The organism is Zobellia uliginosa, assembly GCF_018860745.1.
GTDB classification, from domain to species: Bacteria; Bacteroidota; Bacteroidia; order Flavobacteriales; family Flavobacteriaceae; genus Zobellia; species Zobellia uliginosa_B.
On record NZ_JAHKPY010000002.1, the window covers coordinates 825,787 to 845,658 of the forward strand.

Annotated in this window: 10 protein-coding genes; 9 read left to right on the forward strand and 1 reads right to left on the reverse strand. The window is 36.9% G+C overall.

Annotated features, from left to right (window positions below):
• Positions 1 to 27 precede the first annotated feature (27 nt).
• The 9 genes from KO521_RS03755 (at position 28) to KO521_RS03795 (ending at position 19,137) form a co-directional block, all read left to right on the forward strand.
• Entirely contained in the window at positions 28 to 1,191 is a 1,164-nt protein-coding gene (locus KO521_RS03755; RefSeq protein WP_215938547.1) for a FecR family protein, read from the forward strand.
• 170 nt (positions 1,192 to 1,361) lie between these two features.
• On the forward strand, positions 1,362 to 4,796 hold the full coding sequence (locus tag KO521_RS03760) for a SusC/RagA family TonB-linked outer membrane protein (RefSeq protein WP_215938548.1): 3,435 nt from the start codon (positions 1,362 to 1,364) through the stop codon (positions 4,794 to 4,796).
• Between the two features lie 93 nt (positions 4,797 to 4,889).
• Positions 4,890 to 6,467 carry a RagB/SusD family nutrient uptake outer membrane protein gene (locus tag KO521_RS03765; RefSeq protein WP_215938549.1) on the forward strand — a complete coding sequence of 526 codons (1,578 nt, stop codon included), beginning with the start codon at positions 4,890 to 4,892 and terminating at the stop codon, positions 6,465 to 6,467.
• Between the two features lie 189 nt (positions 6,468 to 6,656).
• Positions 6,657 to 8,936, forward strand: coding sequence for a sulfatase-like hydrolase/transferase (locus tag KO521_RS03770; protein ID WP_215938550.1), 2,280 nt, complete (start codon positions 6,657 to 6,659; stop codon positions 8,934 to 8,936).
• 1,167 nt (positions 8,937 to 10,103) lie between these two features.
• Positions 10,104 to 13,361, forward strand: a complete 3,258-nt coding sequence (locus KO521_RS03775; RefSeq protein ID WP_215938551.1) for a SusC/RagA family TonB-linked outer membrane protein — start codon at positions 10,104 to 10,106, stop codon at positions 13,359 to 13,361.
• A gap of 10 nt (positions 13,362 to 13,371) precedes the next feature.
• Positions 13,372 to 14,817, forward strand: a complete 1,446-nt coding sequence (locus KO521_RS03780) for a SusD/RagB family nutrient-binding outer membrane lipoprotein (RefSeq protein WP_215938552.1) — start codon at positions 13,372 to 13,374, stop codon at positions 14,815 to 14,817.
• A 12-nt stretch (positions 14,818 to 14,829) separates the two neighbouring features.
• Positions 14,830 to 17,862: an LpqB family beta-propeller domain-containing protein gene (locus KO521_RS03785; protein ID WP_215938553.1), complete on the forward strand. Its 3,033-nt coding sequence runs from the start codon at positions 14,830 to 14,832 to the stop codon at positions 17,860 to 17,862.
• A 154-nt stretch (positions 17,863 to 18,016) separates the two neighbouring features.
• Positions 18,017 to 18,493 (forward strand): hypothetical protein, encoded by a 477-nt coding sequence (locus KO521_RS03790; RefSeq protein ID WP_215938554.1) that lies wholly within the window; start codon positions 18,017 to 18,019, stop codon positions 18,491 to 18,493.
• Positions 18,494 to 18,603: 110 nt separating this feature from the next.
• Positions 18,604 to 19,137: a hypothetical protein gene (locus tag KO521_RS03795; protein WP_215938555.1), complete on the forward strand. Its 534-nt coding sequence runs from the start codon at positions 18,604 to 18,606 to the stop codon at positions 19,135 to 19,137.
• Positions 19,138 to 19,238: 101 nt separating this feature from the next.
• Here the strand turns inward: KO521_RS03795 and KO521_RS03800 are convergent, their stop codons facing one another.
• On the reverse strand, positions 19,239 to 19,757 hold the full coding sequence (locus KO521_RS03800; RefSeq protein WP_215938556.1) for an NUDIX domain-containing protein: 519 nt from the start codon (positions 19,755 to 19,757) through the stop codon (positions 19,239 to 19,241).
• Positions 19,758 to 19,872 lie beyond the last annotated feature (115 nt).

The window sequence follows — 19,872 nt, forward strand, 5'->3', positions numbered from 1 at the left end:
TTCGTGTTAGTGTGAATTACATAATGAATGAAACCAAAGAAATTACATAAACTGATTATCAAATATGTTACAGATTCGATTTCGAAATCGGAACTGGACGAATTGGATAATGAGCTACAACACCCTTCCAATATTCAACTTTTTAATGAATACGCAAAGTTAAACTTTAGAATTGACAGTAAAATGAAAACCTACGATACTGAAAAGTCAAAGCGCTTGTTACTGGACAAAATGAGAAACGATAAAAGAGAGCCAAAAAAGTTGAAGTCGAACAACTTTCTTAAGTATGCGGCCCTAATCGTTTTATCTATGACTATAGGGTATTTAGTAAAGGAATTTGTCTATGAGAATGAGAACGGAACCCAATTTTCTTCAGAAGAGAACTTTATTACTCTGGAACGTGAGGATGGAAATATTCAGGTTATTTCAGAAGACGGAACGACTCAGATTTTGGGTAAAAATGGAAATGTTGTAGGCTCTCAAGTCGGCAATCAATTGGTATATGAAGTTAATAATGGGGCCGAAACAAGTGAGCCAGTATATAATACACTAAATGTACCTTATGGAAAAAAGTTTGAGCTCAAATTAGCAGACGGTTCTGTAGCTTATTTAAACTCAGGGTCATCGCTGAAATATCCCGTAGAATTTCAAAAAGGAAAGGAACGAAAAATTTTTTTGAAGGGTGAGGCATTTTTGGATGTAGCTGAGGATAAAAATCGAGCCTTTATAGTAAATGCAGCAGATTTAAAGATTAAAGTATATGGTACCAAGTTTAATGTTTCGGCATATCCTGAAGATGTGCAGAAAGAAGTAGTTCTCGTTGAGGGCTCTGTTGGTATGTATTCAGAAATAAATGTAGGAGATGTAAGTAAGGAAACAGTTCTAACCCCTGGCACCAAGGGCCGATATGATAATGAACTAGGTGATATTTCTACTAAAAAGGTTGTAACAAGTATATATACATCTTGGGTTCAAGGAGTATTAGTCTTTAGAAATATGAGTTTCGAAGATATTCTTAAAAAGTTAGAACGGCATTACGATGTTAAGATAATTAATCAGAATTCAAGATTGTCTGCAGAAACTTTCAATGCTAGTTTTGGAGATATGCCAATCGAAAAAATATTGGAGTATTTCAAGAGCCAATATAATATGGATTATGTAATTGAGAATGATGCTATAACTGTAAAATAAATTATTAAAAACTATAAAAATACTGCTAATGAAGAATTAAGAGAGCTATTCTGTTCGCTTTTAACCTATATCTAAGATAGGTTAAAAATAATCGGAAAATGTGTCACCATTTCCCGATTGGTAGAAGTGATTAACCAAATTGAATAACCACAATCAAACACTATAAAAGTATGAAAAAATTTCTTGATCATTCGAGAACGTCACGCCCATTGCTTAAACTCAATTTGAAGATGAAAATCAGTATGTTATTCATGTTTATGGTCTTATTTACCATGCAGGCCAAAACATCGTATTCGCAGGGGACAAAGATTACACTAGATTTGAACAATGTCACTGTTATAAGGCTTATTGATGAAATTGAAAGCCAAACCGAATTTCATTTTGTGTATCAAATCAAAGACGTTGATTTGAATAGAATAATAAGTGTAAAAGCAAAGCAAGAAACGGTACCACAGATTCTAACTAGAATTTTCGCAAAAACAAGAACTACTCATCGGGTGGTAGATAAACAGATATTTCTTAAACAGCGTGTGAGTGCCGGTAATGCTCTAAATCAAAAGGTTTCAACTAGTTTAATCACGCAGCAAATGGTAGTATCCGGAACGGTTACCGACATTAATGGTCAACCATTGCCAGGAGCCAGTATTGTTGTAAAAGGCACTGCAAATGGTACAACCACAGATTTTGATGGTAATTTTTCTGTTTCGGTAGATGATGAGAAAGCTATATTGATTGTTTCCTATATTGGTTTTACCACATTGGAAGTTCAGGTTGAAGGGAGATCTGATATTCAGATAATCCTCTTTGAAGACTCTGCAAAGTTGGATGAAGTAGTTGTAATTGGGTACGGTACGTCTACTAAGAAAGATCTGGTTTCTGCTGTAGCCTCAGTAAAATCTGACGTTCTGGAAAATCAGCCGGTAGCTCGATTGGACCAAGCGCTGCAGGGTCGTGCTGCTGGGGTAAATGTAACTTCAAACAATGGAGCGCCTGGAGCTGCTTCCACCATTAGAATTAGGGGTCAGAATTCTATAAATGGAAATAATAATCCTTTATACGTAGTTGACGGATTTATTGCTGGGAATAATTTTAATTTGAACAACATCAATGTGAATGATATTGAATCCGTTGATATTCTCAAAGATGCTACTGCTTTAGCCATTTATGGTACTAGAGGAGCTTCCGGAGTTATTTTGGTGACCACAAAAAGTGGTGCTAAATTGCCAGCAGGAAAACCGGTAATCTCTATTAATCATTATCAAGCTACACAGGTATTGGCTAATAAGATTGATCTTCTTGATGGTGAAGGTTATGTAGATTATATTAACGAGTCCGGTCAATTTGTCCCTGGTCCAGGTGTAGATGTAAACGGTGTAAACGTGCCAATTGGAATGAGGGATACTTCTTTGCCCTTGTATTATAATTCGGAAAATACTCCAAATACAGATTGGTTGGGTCTTGTAACTCAAATGGGGACTATAAGCAATACGGATTTATCCATTGCAGGTAGGGGGGAAAAGACCAACTATTACATGTCCATGAACTATTTTAATCAGGAAGGAATCTTAAAGGGTTCAGGTTTGGAGAGAGTAACTATGCGAACAAATTTAGATGTAGACTTATCTGATGATTTAAAAATCGGAGTTAGGTTAAATCTTTCTAGATTTAAAATGGAAAATAACAAGGTTGATTTTCAGGGAATAATACATAGTGTTTTACCTGTAAGAACAGTCTATGATGAAAATGGAGAATTAACAGGTACTAACCCAATAAGCAGTTATTCACAACGTAACCCTATTGCCGACATTGATTTAAGAGATGACCACGATTTGGTTACTAATGTGGTGGCAAATACTTATTTAGAATACGAGATATTCAAAAATTTTAAGTTTAAAACGACTTTTGGGGCTGAATTGAATTATTTTAAAAATAATTCCTACCTCTCTGCCTTTGATCCGGCAAGGGTAGCGGATAATGCCATTGGTGGGTTTGCTCAAGTAAACCAAAATCAAAGCCAAAGTTTGTTGAACGAAAATACTTTTACGTACAATAAGAATTTTGGCAAACACTCCTTAAAGTTTTTAGGTGGATTTACATGGCAAAAGGATACTTCCGAAGGAGCCAATGCAATAGCGGAAGGGTATCCTAATGATGCTGTAAAATATAATTCTTTACAAACAGGCGCCAATGCCTCTACCTATGATATTAGCTCCAATTACCTTCAAAGAACTTTAACGTCTTTTTTAGGACGTGTTAGTTATAATTTTGATGATCGATATATTCTTACTCTAGTAGGTCGGAAAGATGGTTCCTCAGTTTTCGAAACTGGGAATAAATGGGCCTTTTTCCCTTCTGTTGGGGGTGCATGGAATATGGATAGAGAGGGTTTTATGAAAAATGCTGAATCCATTAGTTTGTTGAAACTTAGGGGGAGTTATGGAATTATTGGGGAACAAGGAGTCGCACCGTATAATTCTTTTAATTTATTGAATCCACAGAACACCTATTTTAATGAGAATCTCGTAGGAGCAGTTCTTTTAGGAACACCAGCTTCTGAGGGACTTAAGTGGGAAACGACAAAACAGTTGGACATTGGTTTTGAACTTGGATTGTGGAGTAACCGTGTAACTTTTGAGGCGGACTATTACCAGAAAACGACGGAAGATCTTTTACTGTTTTCTGCATTACCTACTACTGCTGGAGAGCGACAGTTAAAAAATGTAGGATCCGTTCAAAACAGAGGTTTTGAATTTTCGTTGAACACCCTGAATGTAAGTAAGAATAATTTTGAATGGGATACTTCTGTTACTCTATCTACCAATAAAAGTGAAGTTCTAGATCTTGGTGATGAAGACTACATCAATCTTCAAGCTACCGGAACTCGCGGAGGCCCTTCTGGTCGTATTATTGTAGGCCAGCCTATGCCAGTATTTGTAGGGGCCGAGTATTTGGGAACCTATAAGAATCCCCAAGAAATCGTAGATGACAACCTTGTAGGGCAAGTGTTTTTGGGCAGTCCTAGGTTCCGGGATGTGGATGGCAACGGCACTATTAATCAAGAGGACTATATAATCACCGGTAGCCCCCAACCAGATTTCTTTGGAGGCATTAGAAATACCTTTACTTATAACGGGCTTTCTTTGGATATTTTTTTCCAAGGACAGTACGGAAGTGATATTTTCAATATAAGAACGCAATCTTCCTTTTACGGACGAGGCGATCATAATTTGGATCCAATCGTACTGGGAAGATATATAGAGGGGGTAAATGAAACCTCTGATATTCCAAGGGCCGGTACATCAACCAGTTTGTATAATCCTAACAGTACAGTTAATATTGAGGATGGCTCTTATTTAAGACTAAAAACAGTTTCCTTAGGATATGATATTCCTTTGGAGAATGCACGTTTAGATAATATTTTTAGCCGTCTTAATGTATATGTAACCGGCACTAATCTTTTGTTATTTTCTAAATTTAGGATGGGTGACCCAGAGGTAAACAACTTTACTGCAGGTAGTGGGTTCGATTCTGTTTCTCAGGGTTTTGCCTTTCCATCATATCCCTATGCAAGGACGATTACTGTAGGTGTAAAGATGAATTTTTAATAAAAAAATGAGATTGATAAGGCGTAAATATGCCATACATAATGATCATTACGAATTACAGCTAACTTCAATAAAATAATTAAATAGCACAAGATGAAAAATATAATAAAAATCATAGGTTTCCTTTCAATAGGGATGGGGCTTTTGATTCTTTCGGGATGCGAAAACTTTTTGGAAGAAGATTTAAGGGATAAAATACCCACAAATACTTTTTTTAGTAATGATGCGGAGGCATTGTTGGCAGTAAATGGACTGTACCGAATATGGCATAATGAGGCATTGTACGGGCGAAGAGGCCTGGATAATTATAATTTATATGGAGCGGATGAAGTTGGGCCTGGGAGGAACATAAATGGAGTAATATATAATTATCTTATTGCTGAGGGTGTTATTGCTGATCAAGATGATTTAGGTGATGTATGGGCTTCTCTTTATGAAATTGTAAGGAACAGCGATTTGGATATTGCCAATATAGAGGGAAATGAAGCATTGAGTGAAAAGATAAGGGATCAAACTCTTGGAGAGGCATTGTTTATGCGTGCCTTTGCTTATTATCATTTGACCAATCTTTGGGGAGACGTACCCTACTTTAGGGAGTTATTGTCGTTGGATGAATTACGAACGTTGGAACGAACTGATAAAACTCTGATTCGTACTGATATGAAGGCTGACTTGAATCGTGCTTTTGCCTTGTTGCCAAGTACCTATTCCGGTAAGGATTTGGGAAGGGCTAGTAAATGGGCGGCAGCTACGTTAAAAGCTAAATTCCATCTTTATGATAGAGAATGGGCATTGGCCAAAGAAGAATGCCTAAAAGTAATCAATAATTCCCCACATCGGTTGTTGGATAATTATGCAGATGTTTTTGATCAATCAGAAGTAGCCAATCAATTCAACGATGAGCAAATCTTTATTATTGATTTTACAAAGGATCCGTTATTAAGTGCTGGGGGTAGCTTTCTCCATACCGATGATTATAACCCACGTTTGAGAGATGAGCCGAAAGATAGAACCCAACGTCCTGATGGTCCAGGGACTCCTCAAAGATGGGAAATATTTAAAGATGTTATGGCCGAGTATGGAGAAGATATGACTGGTTTTGGTTGGGCTATCGTAATGCCCGAATTGGCAGATCAAAATAATTGGGAAGAGGGAGATTTGCGTTACGAAGCAACAGTTGTAAAGGAGTATCTGGGTTTTGAGCTTAACAGTCCTTATTTCAGGAAAAACTGGAACTTGAATATAGTTTCTTCTCCAAGGAACAATCATCCTGAAAATTATGTGGTTTTCCGATTGGCAGATGTATATCTTATGGCTGCTGAGGCGGAAAATGAACTCAATGGTCCTGCCAATGCCTTCCAATACGTAAATAGGGTGCGTGAGCGAGCTTTTGATCCAGACGTGCCATGGGGAGGAATGAGTCAGCTAGAATTTAGGGAATCCATGTACGACGAACGTAAGTTTGAGCTTTCTGCCGAAGGTCAACGAAAAATGGATTTAATTCGATGGGGTATTTTGCTGGATGTTGTAAAATCTACCGAACAAAAAAGCTGGAACAACCCTGCGGACAATATTCAGCCACACCATGTAAAGTTGCCTATTCCATTAACCGAAATCTTATTGAATCCAAATCTATTAAATACAGACCCGACTAATAATGGATATCGGTAGGCTCTAAAAATTAACTTAGGAGTTAAATTCTTAATCAGAACACCTGTTGTATAAGAAATGGAGCTGAAATACCCTGAATACCAAAACTTAAAATCTATTATGATATTCAGCTGGTCAGGAAAGGAAAAAGGCAGGTGTTAAATCTCTATCTCACATTCTATTAAACAATGTTCACTAAAGTAAATGAATATGAAAATTCGTTCGAATTATTTTATATATATATGGTTGTTCTTGGGTACTTGCTTTGGAAAATTGGTGGCCCAGAATCCTTCTAAAAATCGTCCCAATATTATTCTTATCATGATGGATGATCTTGGTTATGAAGGTATTGGTAACTACGGAGGAACTTCGTATAACACTCCGAATATAGATAAAATGGCGGTATCAGGAATGCAGTTCAATCAGGCTTATGCACAACCACTTTGTGCCCCCACCAGAGTAAAACTAATGACTGGAAAATACAATTTCCGTAATTGGGAGGCCTTCGGAATTCTTGATCCTAATGAAAAAACATTTGGACATTTAATGCAAGATGCAGGTTATGCAACTTGTATTGTAGGTAAGTGGCAATTACAGAGCTATGACCCCCCAGAATATCCTGGTAGCGAATACAGACGAGGCACAGGTATGAAAGTAGATAAGGCAGGTTTTGACGAATATAGTTTGTGGCATACCTCTCATACAGAGGATAAGGGATCTCGATACGCGGACCCAACGATTTTCCAGAATGGTAAATTTTTATCGGATACTAAAGGAAAATATGGTCCGGATATTTTTTCTGCTTACTTAAATGAATATGTGGGAAGGCCGCATAACAAGCCTTTTTTCATTTATTATCCCATGGCACTTACACACGGCCCCTTTACTCCAACTCCGCAAAGTGAAGATTGGAAGGACCCAACAAAAAGACATGATGATAACGTCATGTATTTCAAGGATATGGTAGAATATGCGGACAAAATTATCGGTGATATTATTACTAATTTAGAAAAGAACGGTTTACGAGAAAACACTCTTATTCTCTTTTATTCAGATAATGGTACTCCTCAGAGTATTTATTCCAAAATTGGTAATAAAACTATTCAAGGAGGTAAAGGTTTGACTACCGAAGCAGGAGTAAAGGTTCCTTTTATAGCAAACTGGCCTGAGCAAATTGCTGCTGGTTCAGTTTCCAATGAATTCGTTGATGCTATAGATTTCTTGCCCACCATTCTAGAGGTAGCACAAGTACCTATACCCAAAAATTTTCATACTGATGGACAAAGTTTTCTTCCTGTTTTGAAGGGACGGCCATCAAATCGAAGGGATTGGATATATATGAGCTACAACCCTAAACCGGGATGGGACAAAGATCAGTTTGCAGATGCAGAGTTTGTATTTAACGATAAATATAAATTATATGGAGATGGTAGGTTTTATGAAACGGCTAGTGATGTTTTTGAAAAAAAAATATTAACTACTGCCAACCTTTCCCCAAATGAAAGAAGGATTAGGGATAGGTTTGGGGTAATAATAGATTCCCTTAAAAAATATCCGAGTTACGGTTCTATAGAGCGTCTTGATCCCGGATTGGATATTGTTGTTACTGCACACGCACGAATTGATTTGGTAGCCGAAGGCTTTAATAGGGCAGAGGGGCCTGTCTGGATGCCAAATGGTCAAAAACTTCTTTTCTCCGATGTTCCAGAGAACAAAATTTACCAATGGAATGATTTGGATGGATTGAGCCTCTATCTGAAACCCTCGGAACATATGGATGAGGGAAGAGATTACAAAGGGATGGGGTCAAAGAGTTTAACTTTTGATTTAAAGGGAAACTTGGTCTTGAGTAAAAAGGGAGATCATGTAATTAGTAGACTTATAAGTATAAAGGATTCCTCAAACCCTAAGTTTGAGCCTTTGATAACCGGATATAACGGAAAAAAATTTAATTCTCCCAATGATTTGATTTATGATAGGAAAGGTAATCTGTATTTTACGGACTTCTCTTTTGGTTCGGCAAAAGAAAAAAGTGAGATAGGCTTCAATGGAGTCTACTTTTTCTCAAAAGATGGAGAACTGAGTCTTTTGGACAAATCTCTTAAAGCTCCAAACGGTATAGCCTTATCCAATGATAACAAAATCTTATATATAGCAGATTCGGAAGACAATCAACCTAAAGTCATTGCTTATGATATAGTGAAGAATGGTATTATAGAAAATAAAAGAATATTTTTTGACGCAACTAAATTGCGAAAAGCCACTATAGATAATCAATCTTTGGGAGGAATAACGATTGATAAAAAGGGGAATATTTTTATAGTGGCCCACGATGGGGTATTGATACTTTCCCCAAATGGTGAACATCTGGGAACAATTAAAACCGGTAAAAAGGCTACTAATTGTGAATTCAGTGATGATGGACGGCATCTATTTATTACCACAAATGACTGTTTGTTAAGGGTAAAGCTAAGGCCTTATACTATGTGATATTGAATTTGCCCTAAGTAATGAATAAAAATGTTTTAATCCTTTGGTTTCAAACATAATATAGAGCAAAGTTGCTCAAGATTGAGAATTTATATGGTGTAGTAATTAATAAAGCTATTTTCTTTTGCAAACTTGTATTAAATAGAGCAGTTTTTTAATAGTAAACTTAATTAAAGGCGGGAGAGGGTAGAACAGAAAGATTGATTATGTATCGGTATAAGATACATGTAGGATGAATAAGTTTGTTGAGTTAGTTTAGTTTTTTTGATAAGAGCAACAGAAAACTGTTGCTCTTTTTTGGTTAAAAACAACCACATGGACATGGTTTAAGCTCCACAATGTTTATGGTGGCTATTATTAAAATGAATCACAGTATATTTTACGTCATAACCATACTCACCATATAATTATTGGAGTCTACAGTTAGTTTTAATTAAAGTTGTTTAGAAACCTATTATGCTTGAATTTCACCTTCAAAAAAATATAACTGTAAATTATCATACTTCAGCCATCAGATAAAATATCCATTTATCAAATTAGAGAAATAGTTTCTTTAAGAACGAACTAAAGCAATATGTGTATTCCTACAAAAAGTAAGGTAACATTTTCATAGCAGTATAAATGGGGCACTTATGAATGCTAGTAAAGAGTATTATGGAATAAGATGCTTTTATTTTAAGAAAGCATTTTTTTGACTAAAAGACAAGCTATTTGTACAAAGTCTAAATAATATAGTCTAAATCGGTTCTATTTCAACTTTCTTTTATAAAAAAATCAGTTCTGATAATTAACTATTTGATAAATCCTTCTTAAGAAAAATAAGATATTGCAAAAAACACCATATCAAATTTTTCTATCTATATGATGAAAAATTTCTTTTTCATTTATCAATTATGACCATTATTTTATTCTTAAGTATCTGCTTTCTACCAAATTCACAGTAATTCGCTATATGTTATATTGTCTTCTTTTTTCTTAAATACTTGAGATTCTTTTATCTAATTCAATTTATTTTTAATATTACCTCAGGTAATGTGCAATTGTACAGATTGCCGTTAGTAACCGGTTACTTTCCTACAAATACGTAAGCCAATAGTTATGATCCAAAATCAGGATAAATAACTAGTTGACTGCCTACGAATTACTCAAACCAAAAAATGATACTCTATGAAACAACAATTACTGTTGTCGGTTATTTTTTTCTGCATTTGTTCAACCGTAAGTGCACAGGAAATTAAAATATCCGGCCATATTACCGATGAAGATGGACAACCACTTCCAGGTGTAGATGTTATAATTAAGAATTCAACTATAGGTGTTATCTCAGATTTTGATGGTATCTATCAAATAAAGAGCCCAAATGATGGTATTCTTATTTTTTCTTCTCTAGGCTTTGCAACTAAAGAGGTTTCAGTAAATAATCAATTAACTATTGATGTAAGCTTAGAAACTTCTGCGGAAAATTTATCCGAAGTAGTAGTTACAGCTTTGGGCTTTAAAGAAGATGCAGATCAGATGGGTGCAACTAGCTCCAAAGTAGGAGGCGAATCTATTGCTCGAACAGGGGAGGCACAACTTGTAAATGGCATGTCCGGACGTGCTGCTGGGGTGAGCATTACTAGATCCTCAGGCGATCCAGGAGCTGGGTCATTTATCCAGATTCGCGGAGCAAATACTATAACCGGAAGTTCCCAACCACTTGTTATTGTGGACGGTATTCCAATTAGTAATAACTCTCAGGATGATTCGCCTAATGCCGATGGTAATACCTCAGGTGGTGTTGTACAACAATCACGTATGAATGACATTAACCCAAATGACATTGCTTCGGTTCAAATTTTGAAAGGGGCTTCGGCTGCCGCACTTTGGGGTTCTCGAGCTGCCAATGGGGTAATCATGATTACTACTAAAAAAGGAGGCTTCGGCGAGAAAATGAAAGTTTCTTTTCGTTCGTCATATTCTGTAGACCAGATCAACATATTTCACCCCAAGCAGAATAAATACGGACAAGGTTCTAATGGCATGTACAGCCCTACAGCATCTCAGTCTTGGGGAGATAAAATCAGCGACCGTTCAGGAACTGCAGATGTACTTGATACTTCTGGAGAATACTTTGAGGGTAACATTACAGGAAACCGTTATTACCCAATTTTAGAAAAAAATCAGAAAGATTTTTTAGATGACTCTAATTATGATCAGATTTTTTCTAATGGATTTACGATGGATAATTCAGTCAGTTTAAGTGGAGGTAACGAAAGTTCTACCTTTTACTTTAGTGTAGGACACTTAAATCAAGATGGAATATACAAGGCTAATAGCAATTATAAGCGTAGTACAATTCGATTTAATACTGAAAAGCGTTTTAACGATATGGTGAAAATGACCACTAATGCTACATATATTAGCAGTAACTCTGATCGTGTGCAACGCGGGAACAACACTTCTGGAACAATATTGGCCTATTTACGAAACCCACCAGACTTTGATATAACAGATTATATTGGTAGTTACTATTCAGAACCTAATGCGGCACCTATTGAAAATAGGCAACGATCTTATCGTCGTTATTTAGGTAATACTGCCACTCCAATTTATAATAATCCTTTATGGCCATTGTACCAGCAAGAAAATACTTCTAATGTTAATCGTATTATTATGAGTTCAGAGCTTAAGATTATGCCATTTAACTGGTTTGACCTTACTGCTAGGGTTGGAATTGATAACTACACCGATCAAAGAGATAGTTTTTTTCCTGCAAACGAAGTTCAAGGAGCAGGAAACGGTTATTTTAAAGAACAAGTTACTCAAGAAAGAGAGTTGAACCTTGACGTAATTGGGCGATTTTCCAAAGAAATTAGCAAAGATTTTTCAAGCACTCTATTATTGGGTTTCAATATAAATGATCGTAAATATAGCTATCTAGGAGCCGATATAACTGGCTTTCTTGTCACAACCAACCCTCCTTATAGTTTTGACAATGCCGCAACGGAAAATAAATCACCATTTAACTACAGAAGTACAATCCGTACGTCTAGAGCTTATGCCACTTTAAATCTTGAGGCCTATGAGTCTATATTCTTAAACCTTTCTTTGGCAGGTGAATCTTCTTCAACTTTTGGTGAAGAAACTAAAAATACATTTTATTACCCAGCGGCTGACATAGCTTGGCAGTTTTCCAACCTAGGTGGTTTGCAAAATTCGGGAATACTGTCTTTTGGTAAATTACGTGCATCATTTGGTACAGTTGGAGTACAGCCACAGCCTTATCGAACGGCAACTGACTTTGTAGCAACTAGTTTTTCTAATTCCCCATGGGGAGATGTTTTGGATGGAGCACAATATGGCGATGGAGCATTTATCCAGAGTCCAGAGCAGGGTGATGCCTTACTCAAACCAGAGCGGAAAACAGAATTTGAGGTAGGAACAGATCTTCGTTTCTTTAATAATAAACTCAAAACTTCTTTTACATACTATTATAATCAGGTAAACGACTTATTAGTTCCAATCACGTTAGCACCATCAATAGGCTTCGTAAGTAAGTATACGAATGCAGCAAAGCTTGAGAATAGGGGAATTGAGTTAGATTTGAGTTTTGATGTAGTAAGTAATAAAGATTTACAAATTTCACCATTTTTAAATTTTAATAGAAATAGAAATGAAGTTCTTGACCTAGCGGGTACGGAATCGGTTTATTTGGCTGGAATCCCAAATTTTGTTAGTTCCCAAGCGGTAGAAGGGCATCCTGTAGGTGTATTGTGGGGTGGGAAATATGCAAGAGATGATAATGGCTCTATAGTTCTAGATGAAAATGGATTTCCTACAATAGACCCTAGTAGTGGTGTAATAGGTGATCCAAATCCTGATTGGAGAGGAGGAGCAGGTATTAATGCTTCGTATAAAAACTTATCATTGAATATACTTTTTGAGACTTCCCAGGGTAATGATCTTTATAGTGGTACCCGTGGTGTAATGTATAATTTCGGAACTCACGAAGATAATGGAAATGAGGTAACACTGACTCAGGACCTGGTAAATTATAGTGGCGATATTATTGCTGCGGGTAGCACGGTTCGCGGAAATATTGAAGATTTTGGAGCGGGACCTGTGTTGTTGGACCAGAGCTACTATACCACCTTAGGAAGTGGTTTTAGTGCGCTGAAAGAGCAACATGTCTATGATGCGAGCTGGACTCGTTTGCGTGAAGTAACATTGGGGTACTCACTTAATTCAGAAGCTTTTCGCGAGAGCACCAAATTACAGTCTGTTACTTTTTCGGTTACAGGACGGAATCTTTGGTTACTAACCGATGTAGTTGGTGTAGATCCCGAGACTAACCTAACAGGAGCTTCCAATGGACGAGGTATGGATTATTTTAATAGTCCTGGAACCCAGTCCTTCATTTTTTCTCTATCTATAAACTTCTAGAATCAATTATATGAAACGTATATTTTCATTTATTTTCTTAATCGGATTACTGGCCTGCGAAACTATTGTAGAAGACCTAAATAATGACCCGAACAACCCGACCGATGCCTCCGCCACATTATTATTAACCAGTGCTCAATTGGCCAATATTACTATTCATGAGGCCCATGTGGCGCGTATAGGAGGGATGTGGTCAGGTTATTTTACGGGTGTGGATAGACAATATGCTGATATTCAAGTTTACAATGTTAATGGCAGTAGCTTTAGCCAAATTTGGCAAAATATTTATTACGGTGTATTTCAACAAGCGAACTTAATAGAAGCTAAATCTATAGAAGTTAACAATCGGCTTATGGTCGGTATTGCAAAGGTATTAAAAGCCCATGCCGTTGGAGCTGCTGCTGCCGGTTGGGGAGATGTTCCCTTATCTGAAGTTGCCAATGATGAATTTGATAATCCAGCATTTGATGCGCAAACAGATGTCTATAATGGTTTACAGACATTATTGGATGAAGCTATTTTGGAATTGGAATCAGAAATTGGTTCTGTAGGTGTAGCGGACATTTATTACGGAGGTGACGGTGGTAAATGGTTAGAAGCAGCTTATACTTTAAAAGCTCGATTATATATTGAAACTCGTGAATACGAATTGGCCTATATGGCAGCTGTAGACGGTATTAGTTCTTCTAATAATTCAATGACTGCTCCACATGGTAGTACGGTTGGAGCAAACGAAAACACACTTTACACATTTGTAGCACGTTCTCGGGCGGGAGATATGAACTCAAGTAACGCACATATTACAACATTATTAGATCCCAATAGTTCAAGTTATAGGGGGAATGCAAAAACAGATGAGACCGCACGTTACAATTATTACTTCATTACAGAAGAAAATGCAAGGTTTACAGCTGGTACTGAACCTAATACTTACTCTACCTCAGTGGGAGACTCTTTACGAGGCTTTGCTAGTCAAGACCAAAGTTTTCCATTAATTACCTATTCTGAGAATTTACTTACGTTAGCAGAAGCTGCTACGCGATCTCAAGGTTTTGATGCTGGCTTAGAACACCTGAATACATATCGAGCTTATCTTGATGGAGGAGGCTATCTTGACCCCACATACCAGAACTCTGATTTTTCATATATGTATGAGCCCTATTCAATTGATGATTTTGCAGCTGGAGGAATTGCTAACGTAGATGGCTTGCCAGAAGAACAGGCTCTACTTCAGGAAATATTGGAAGAAAGGTATGTGACTTTTTTCGGTCAGTTATTAGGGTTTAATGACATTAGGCGGACCCGTAATGAATCCATAGGTATAAAGATACAGCCTAATTCAGGGGAAACCCTTCCAGAAAGGTTCATCTACGGTCAAGAAGAAATCAATTCTAATACTAGTACCCCTAATCCGGTGCCGGATATCTTTACTCCTACACCGATAAATACTTTTTAATTATAATAATGGATGATATTAATTCACTCTAAAGAACAAATACCAATGCGTCAAATTTCTTTTATTTCTTTATTAAACATACTCCTTCTAGTACTTTTTTCTTGTTCCGATGTAAAGGAAAATACTGAAATTGCCAATAGTAATAGCATAGCTGTTACTTTAAAAGAAGGAACAAATATGGCTGTTTCTCTTTCTCCTGACAAGAAATCATTGGCACTTGATTTACAAGGTACGATTTGGGTTATGCCAACTTCAGGAGGAAAGGCTACTCCTATTACAGATGAATTAGGAGATTGTCATGAACCTACCTGGTCTCCAGATGGAGAATCAATTGCATTTCATTCCTATAAAGATGGTAATTACCATATTTGGACCATTAAAAAAGATGGCTCTGATTTAAAACAGATAACTTCGGGACTTTATGATGATCGTGAGCCAGACTGGTCACCTAGCGGAGAGACTATTGTCTTTTCTTCTGATCGCAACGGTAATTATGATATTTGGGAGGTTCAGCTAAGTAATAAATCATTAAAATCTCTTACACAATCTATTGGTAATGATTATAGTCCGGCTGTTTCTTCTATAGATGGGCAAATTGTTTTTGTTTCAGAACGAGTTAAAGCTCCTGGAATATATATAAGTATAAAGGGTAAAGAGAATTTATTGACCGCTTCCGACAAGGCATTGGCTGCACCTTCTTGGAACGAAAATGATGATTCGGTTACTTTTACTGCTTATGACGGGGAGAATAGCAATATGTATATTGCAGATGTCGAAACCGGAGAAGTAGAAAGTTTAACAATTGAGAGTGAAGATATTTTTCCTTTTCGAACTAATTGGCTGAATGACAGCACTTATCTCTACACAGCAGATGGTAAAATTAAAAAAAGTATTTTGGGAAAAGATGGTTTTCAAACCATTGATTTTGAGGCTACCGTAAACTTGAATAGAAATAGCTATGCTCGTAAAACATATAATTTTGATGATGATGAAAAGCATACTCCAATGGGTATAATGGGACCGGTAGTTTCACCTGATGGTAACTCAGTAGCTTTTGCAGCATTAGGTAATTTATATGTTCAAGTTATTGGAGGTGAACTAACGCAACTAACGGATGATATTTTTGTGGATATTGATCCAGATTGGTCACCTGATGGCCAATCAATTGTTTTTGCTTCTGATCGGACAGGTAAGATGAATTTATGGATGATGGATCTGGTTAGTAAGGAAGCTAAGCAGCTTACTGATATTAAGGAAACAACTTTAGCTCCTTCTTTTTCTCCCGATGGTAAATCTATTGCTTTTTATGCAACTGATGCACGTAATGTATGGGGCCGTGGTGTATTGAGTCTTTTAGACGTTTCTTCAGGAGAGATTACTGCTATTCATGACCCGGTATTTGTTCCTAGCAAGCCAAGTTGGTCACCTGATGGGAGAACTATGGCTTTAATGGCCATACAACCCGCTTCTACCCGTTACCGGGAGGGAATGAGTGAAATATTGTTGGTATCTGTTGATGGAGAGGGCTACCGTTATGTCTCACCAGACTCCACTCGTACTCCTGGTATGAGAAGTAAAAACGGTCCACTTTGGTCTCCAAATGGAACAAAAATAGCGTACATTCAAGATGGCGTGTTGTGGACGGTGCCTGTTGATGCAAGAGGGGAAATCAAAGGAATCCCTAAGCAACTTACAAAAGAATTGGCGGCTAAGCCTAGTTGGGCGGGAGATTCGAAAACGATAGTCTATCTAGCTACTGATCACCTTAAGAAAATTAATGTGGAAACTGGAGAGGACGAAGACATCCCTATTGAGCTAGAATGGAAACCACAGTTAGGAGAAAGCACTTATGTAATTTATGCAGGCAAGCTATTTAACGGAAAGGATAGTACCTATCTAGAAAATATGGATATTTTGATAGAAAATCATCGAATTAAGGAAATTGTACCGCATCAAGAATACACTAATATGACAGTTATTGATGCTTCTGATAATGTTGTCATGCCTGGGCTTTTTGAGATGCACACGCATCAGCACGCTAGCGTAGGAGAACGTTTGGGACGTATTTGGCTGTCTAATGGTATTACCTCAGTGCGAGAACCGGGAGCTGATCCCTACGACGCCTTAGAACGGAAAGAAGCATGGTCTAGTGGTACTCGACTTGGTCCACGAGAGTTTTTTACTGGGGGACTTACAGATGGTGGTCGGATATACTATGGATTAGCTAATAGTGTAATTCATGGGCCACATATGAAATTGGAAATGGAGCGTGCCAAAAAGCTAGGTTACGATTTAATTAAAACCTACGTACGTATGCCTGATTCCATTCAAAAAGAAATAACTATGGCTGCACACGACATAGGTATACCGGTATCTTCTCATGAGATTTTTCCATCAACCAAATATAATGTAGATGCCGTTGAGCACATCCGAGGGACTAGTCGCAGAGGATATTCTATGAAACAATCCGCAATGAACCGTACCTATGATGATGTCATTCAACTAATAGCCCAGTCCGGGATGAATATTACACCAACAATCGGATTACAAGGGGGATTCTTTCTGATGATGGAGAAAGACCCCAGATTGATTAAAAACAAACAGCTCAATGCGCTGTACTCTTCTGATTATGTAAATAAGTTAGCCGCCGCAATGCCCGGTATAAGGGCTATGCGACCAGGCTATGGTTCCAATTTTGATAATATTTACAAGACCATGAAGAATATTATTAATGCAGGCGGACGAATGACAGCAGGCACTGATTCTCCATTTATTCCTTACGGAACTAGTCTACATGTGGAAATGCAACTATTTGTTGAAGCTGGTCTTTCTCCTTTTCAAGCTTTGCAAACGGCGACTATTAAATCGGCTGAAGCAGTGGGTGTAGATAAAGACTTAGGAAGTCTTGAAGCAGGTAAACTAGCTGATTTGGTCATTGTAGATGGCGACCCTCTTAATAACATTACGGATGCTTGGAACATTACTACCGTAATTAAAAATGGTATTGAATATGAGATAGATGAATTATTAGAGACCCCTAACTGATTATTACAAAAAAACCTTTGTTGTTTATAAGTGATATGCTATTAAAATAATATAGTTAGTTGAGTTAGTTAAGTAGTGAAAAGAGCAACAGGAAACTGTTGCTCTTTTTGGTTAAAAACAACCACATGGACATGGTTAAAGCTCCACCATGTTTATGGTGGCTATTATTACCATAATAGAATTAAAACATATTAAAATTGAATTGGAAAATTCAAGAAGCCACCATATCCGACATTTTATTGATCAGTATTATTGTTATAAAAACAATTATGTCACCAAAACTGGTAATCCTGCTTGGAATAAAATTTTTTGGAGTGGTCTGGTTTCTCTTGAGGCAGCTAAAGAAGTGAACAGGAAACAAGTTGTAAAGGAGCATGTGGTACCTGTTAAGGTCATTACACAAATGTTACAAAATCTTGGTTTAAGTCCATCATTAAGCGAAATAGGTAAAGTGTTAGATGATTGGCTTTTATTTGCTACCATTACTAAAAACGAAAATAAGGAATTGAATGATTTAGGATTGAGTCAAAAAATGCCTACTCAATTTTATGATAGCCATAATGTATTATATCAGGATAAGTTTGCTCGTTATAAACTGGCAGGGATAAGCCTAGTAAAATTGAAACAATGATTTTAGGATTTAAAGGTTAGATGAAATTTATAAGAAATAGTATACAGAAATTTTAAAGACCTTATGACGCTAAGAATCAAATATGAGCTATTTTAGTCAAAATTATTTTTATGTCATTTTCAGTCAATAGGACTATCTCGTTTATTTTATTATCAGTTTTTCTTATTTCTTGTAGTGAGGATAAAGAAGAAGTGGAGGAGGTTATAGATATGGGTGCCATTGAAATAGGAACCTATGAGGCTACCATTACCTTAGATTCTAAATGGGAAGACTACTATATGGAGAGGTTATATGTCTTGTCCGCCAGTGATGTTGGTGAAACAGGAACTAGCGAGATAACGTATATAAACACGGATAATTTTTCTGGGGGACTACAGTTATTACTTTTAGGCAATAGCGATATAGATGTTGCTCAAAAGCATGTTTTTAAAACTTCGGACAATTGTTTTGCGTTTCATGCCAATATCATCATAGATGCAATTGATGCAGTTTATCCAGTAGGATTCAATTATACGTTGAAATTGAATGGAGAGGAAATTGTCAATAAAGATTTCACGACAGCAAAGAAGGTTGAATTTGCTCTTAGATGGTCAAACCGGAATGGGTACGAAGAGGAGATTAAAGATAACTTTAATAAGTTGTAATAGTTGTTAGGTTTGCCCAGCTTGTAGAGGTAAATCGTACTTAGCTAGATACCGGTAGAAGAAGTACCGCCTATAAGCCGGATCAATGAGATAAGAACTTTTCAATTCATACCCTTGGCCAAGAGCTCCAGCAAAAAAGTCTCTCGCTCAATAGACATTCCTTTTTTAGTACTCGTGGCCATAGTTCTTTTATTGTGTGCTATGGCTTCATGAATATTAATCCATTTGGCGGTCATACCATTTTTTCTTTCGTAAGCTTCCAACTTATTCGTACCAAGTTCTTTGTTCACTTCGCAGGTATAACAGTACGAAATCATATGCTGCACATCAAAATCGGGCTTGTGCCAGGGCCTGTATTCCTTATAGATACCAAAAGGCTTAACGTTCCTGATATCTTGAGCTCCGGTTTCTTCAATTAGTTCTCTGGTCATACCGGCAATTTTATCCTCGCCTTCATCTAAGCCGCCACCAGGCAGACTATAATCTTCATAGCGCTCCGTATAAACCAATAGAATACAATTACCTTGCATGGCAATACTTCTGGTAGCCAGCCTCGTGACAATAGATTTGCCTTCTAAACTAACTACATCCGGATGATAATGGGTCTTTAAATTTTGCATTTAGAAAATTTGGCCGTGAACCAATTTATTAAAAGTATTATTTAAGTCTATAAAGCAAATACTAACCTAAAAACAGAACGAATCCTGTACTAGGTACTTCCTATGTATTGTACAC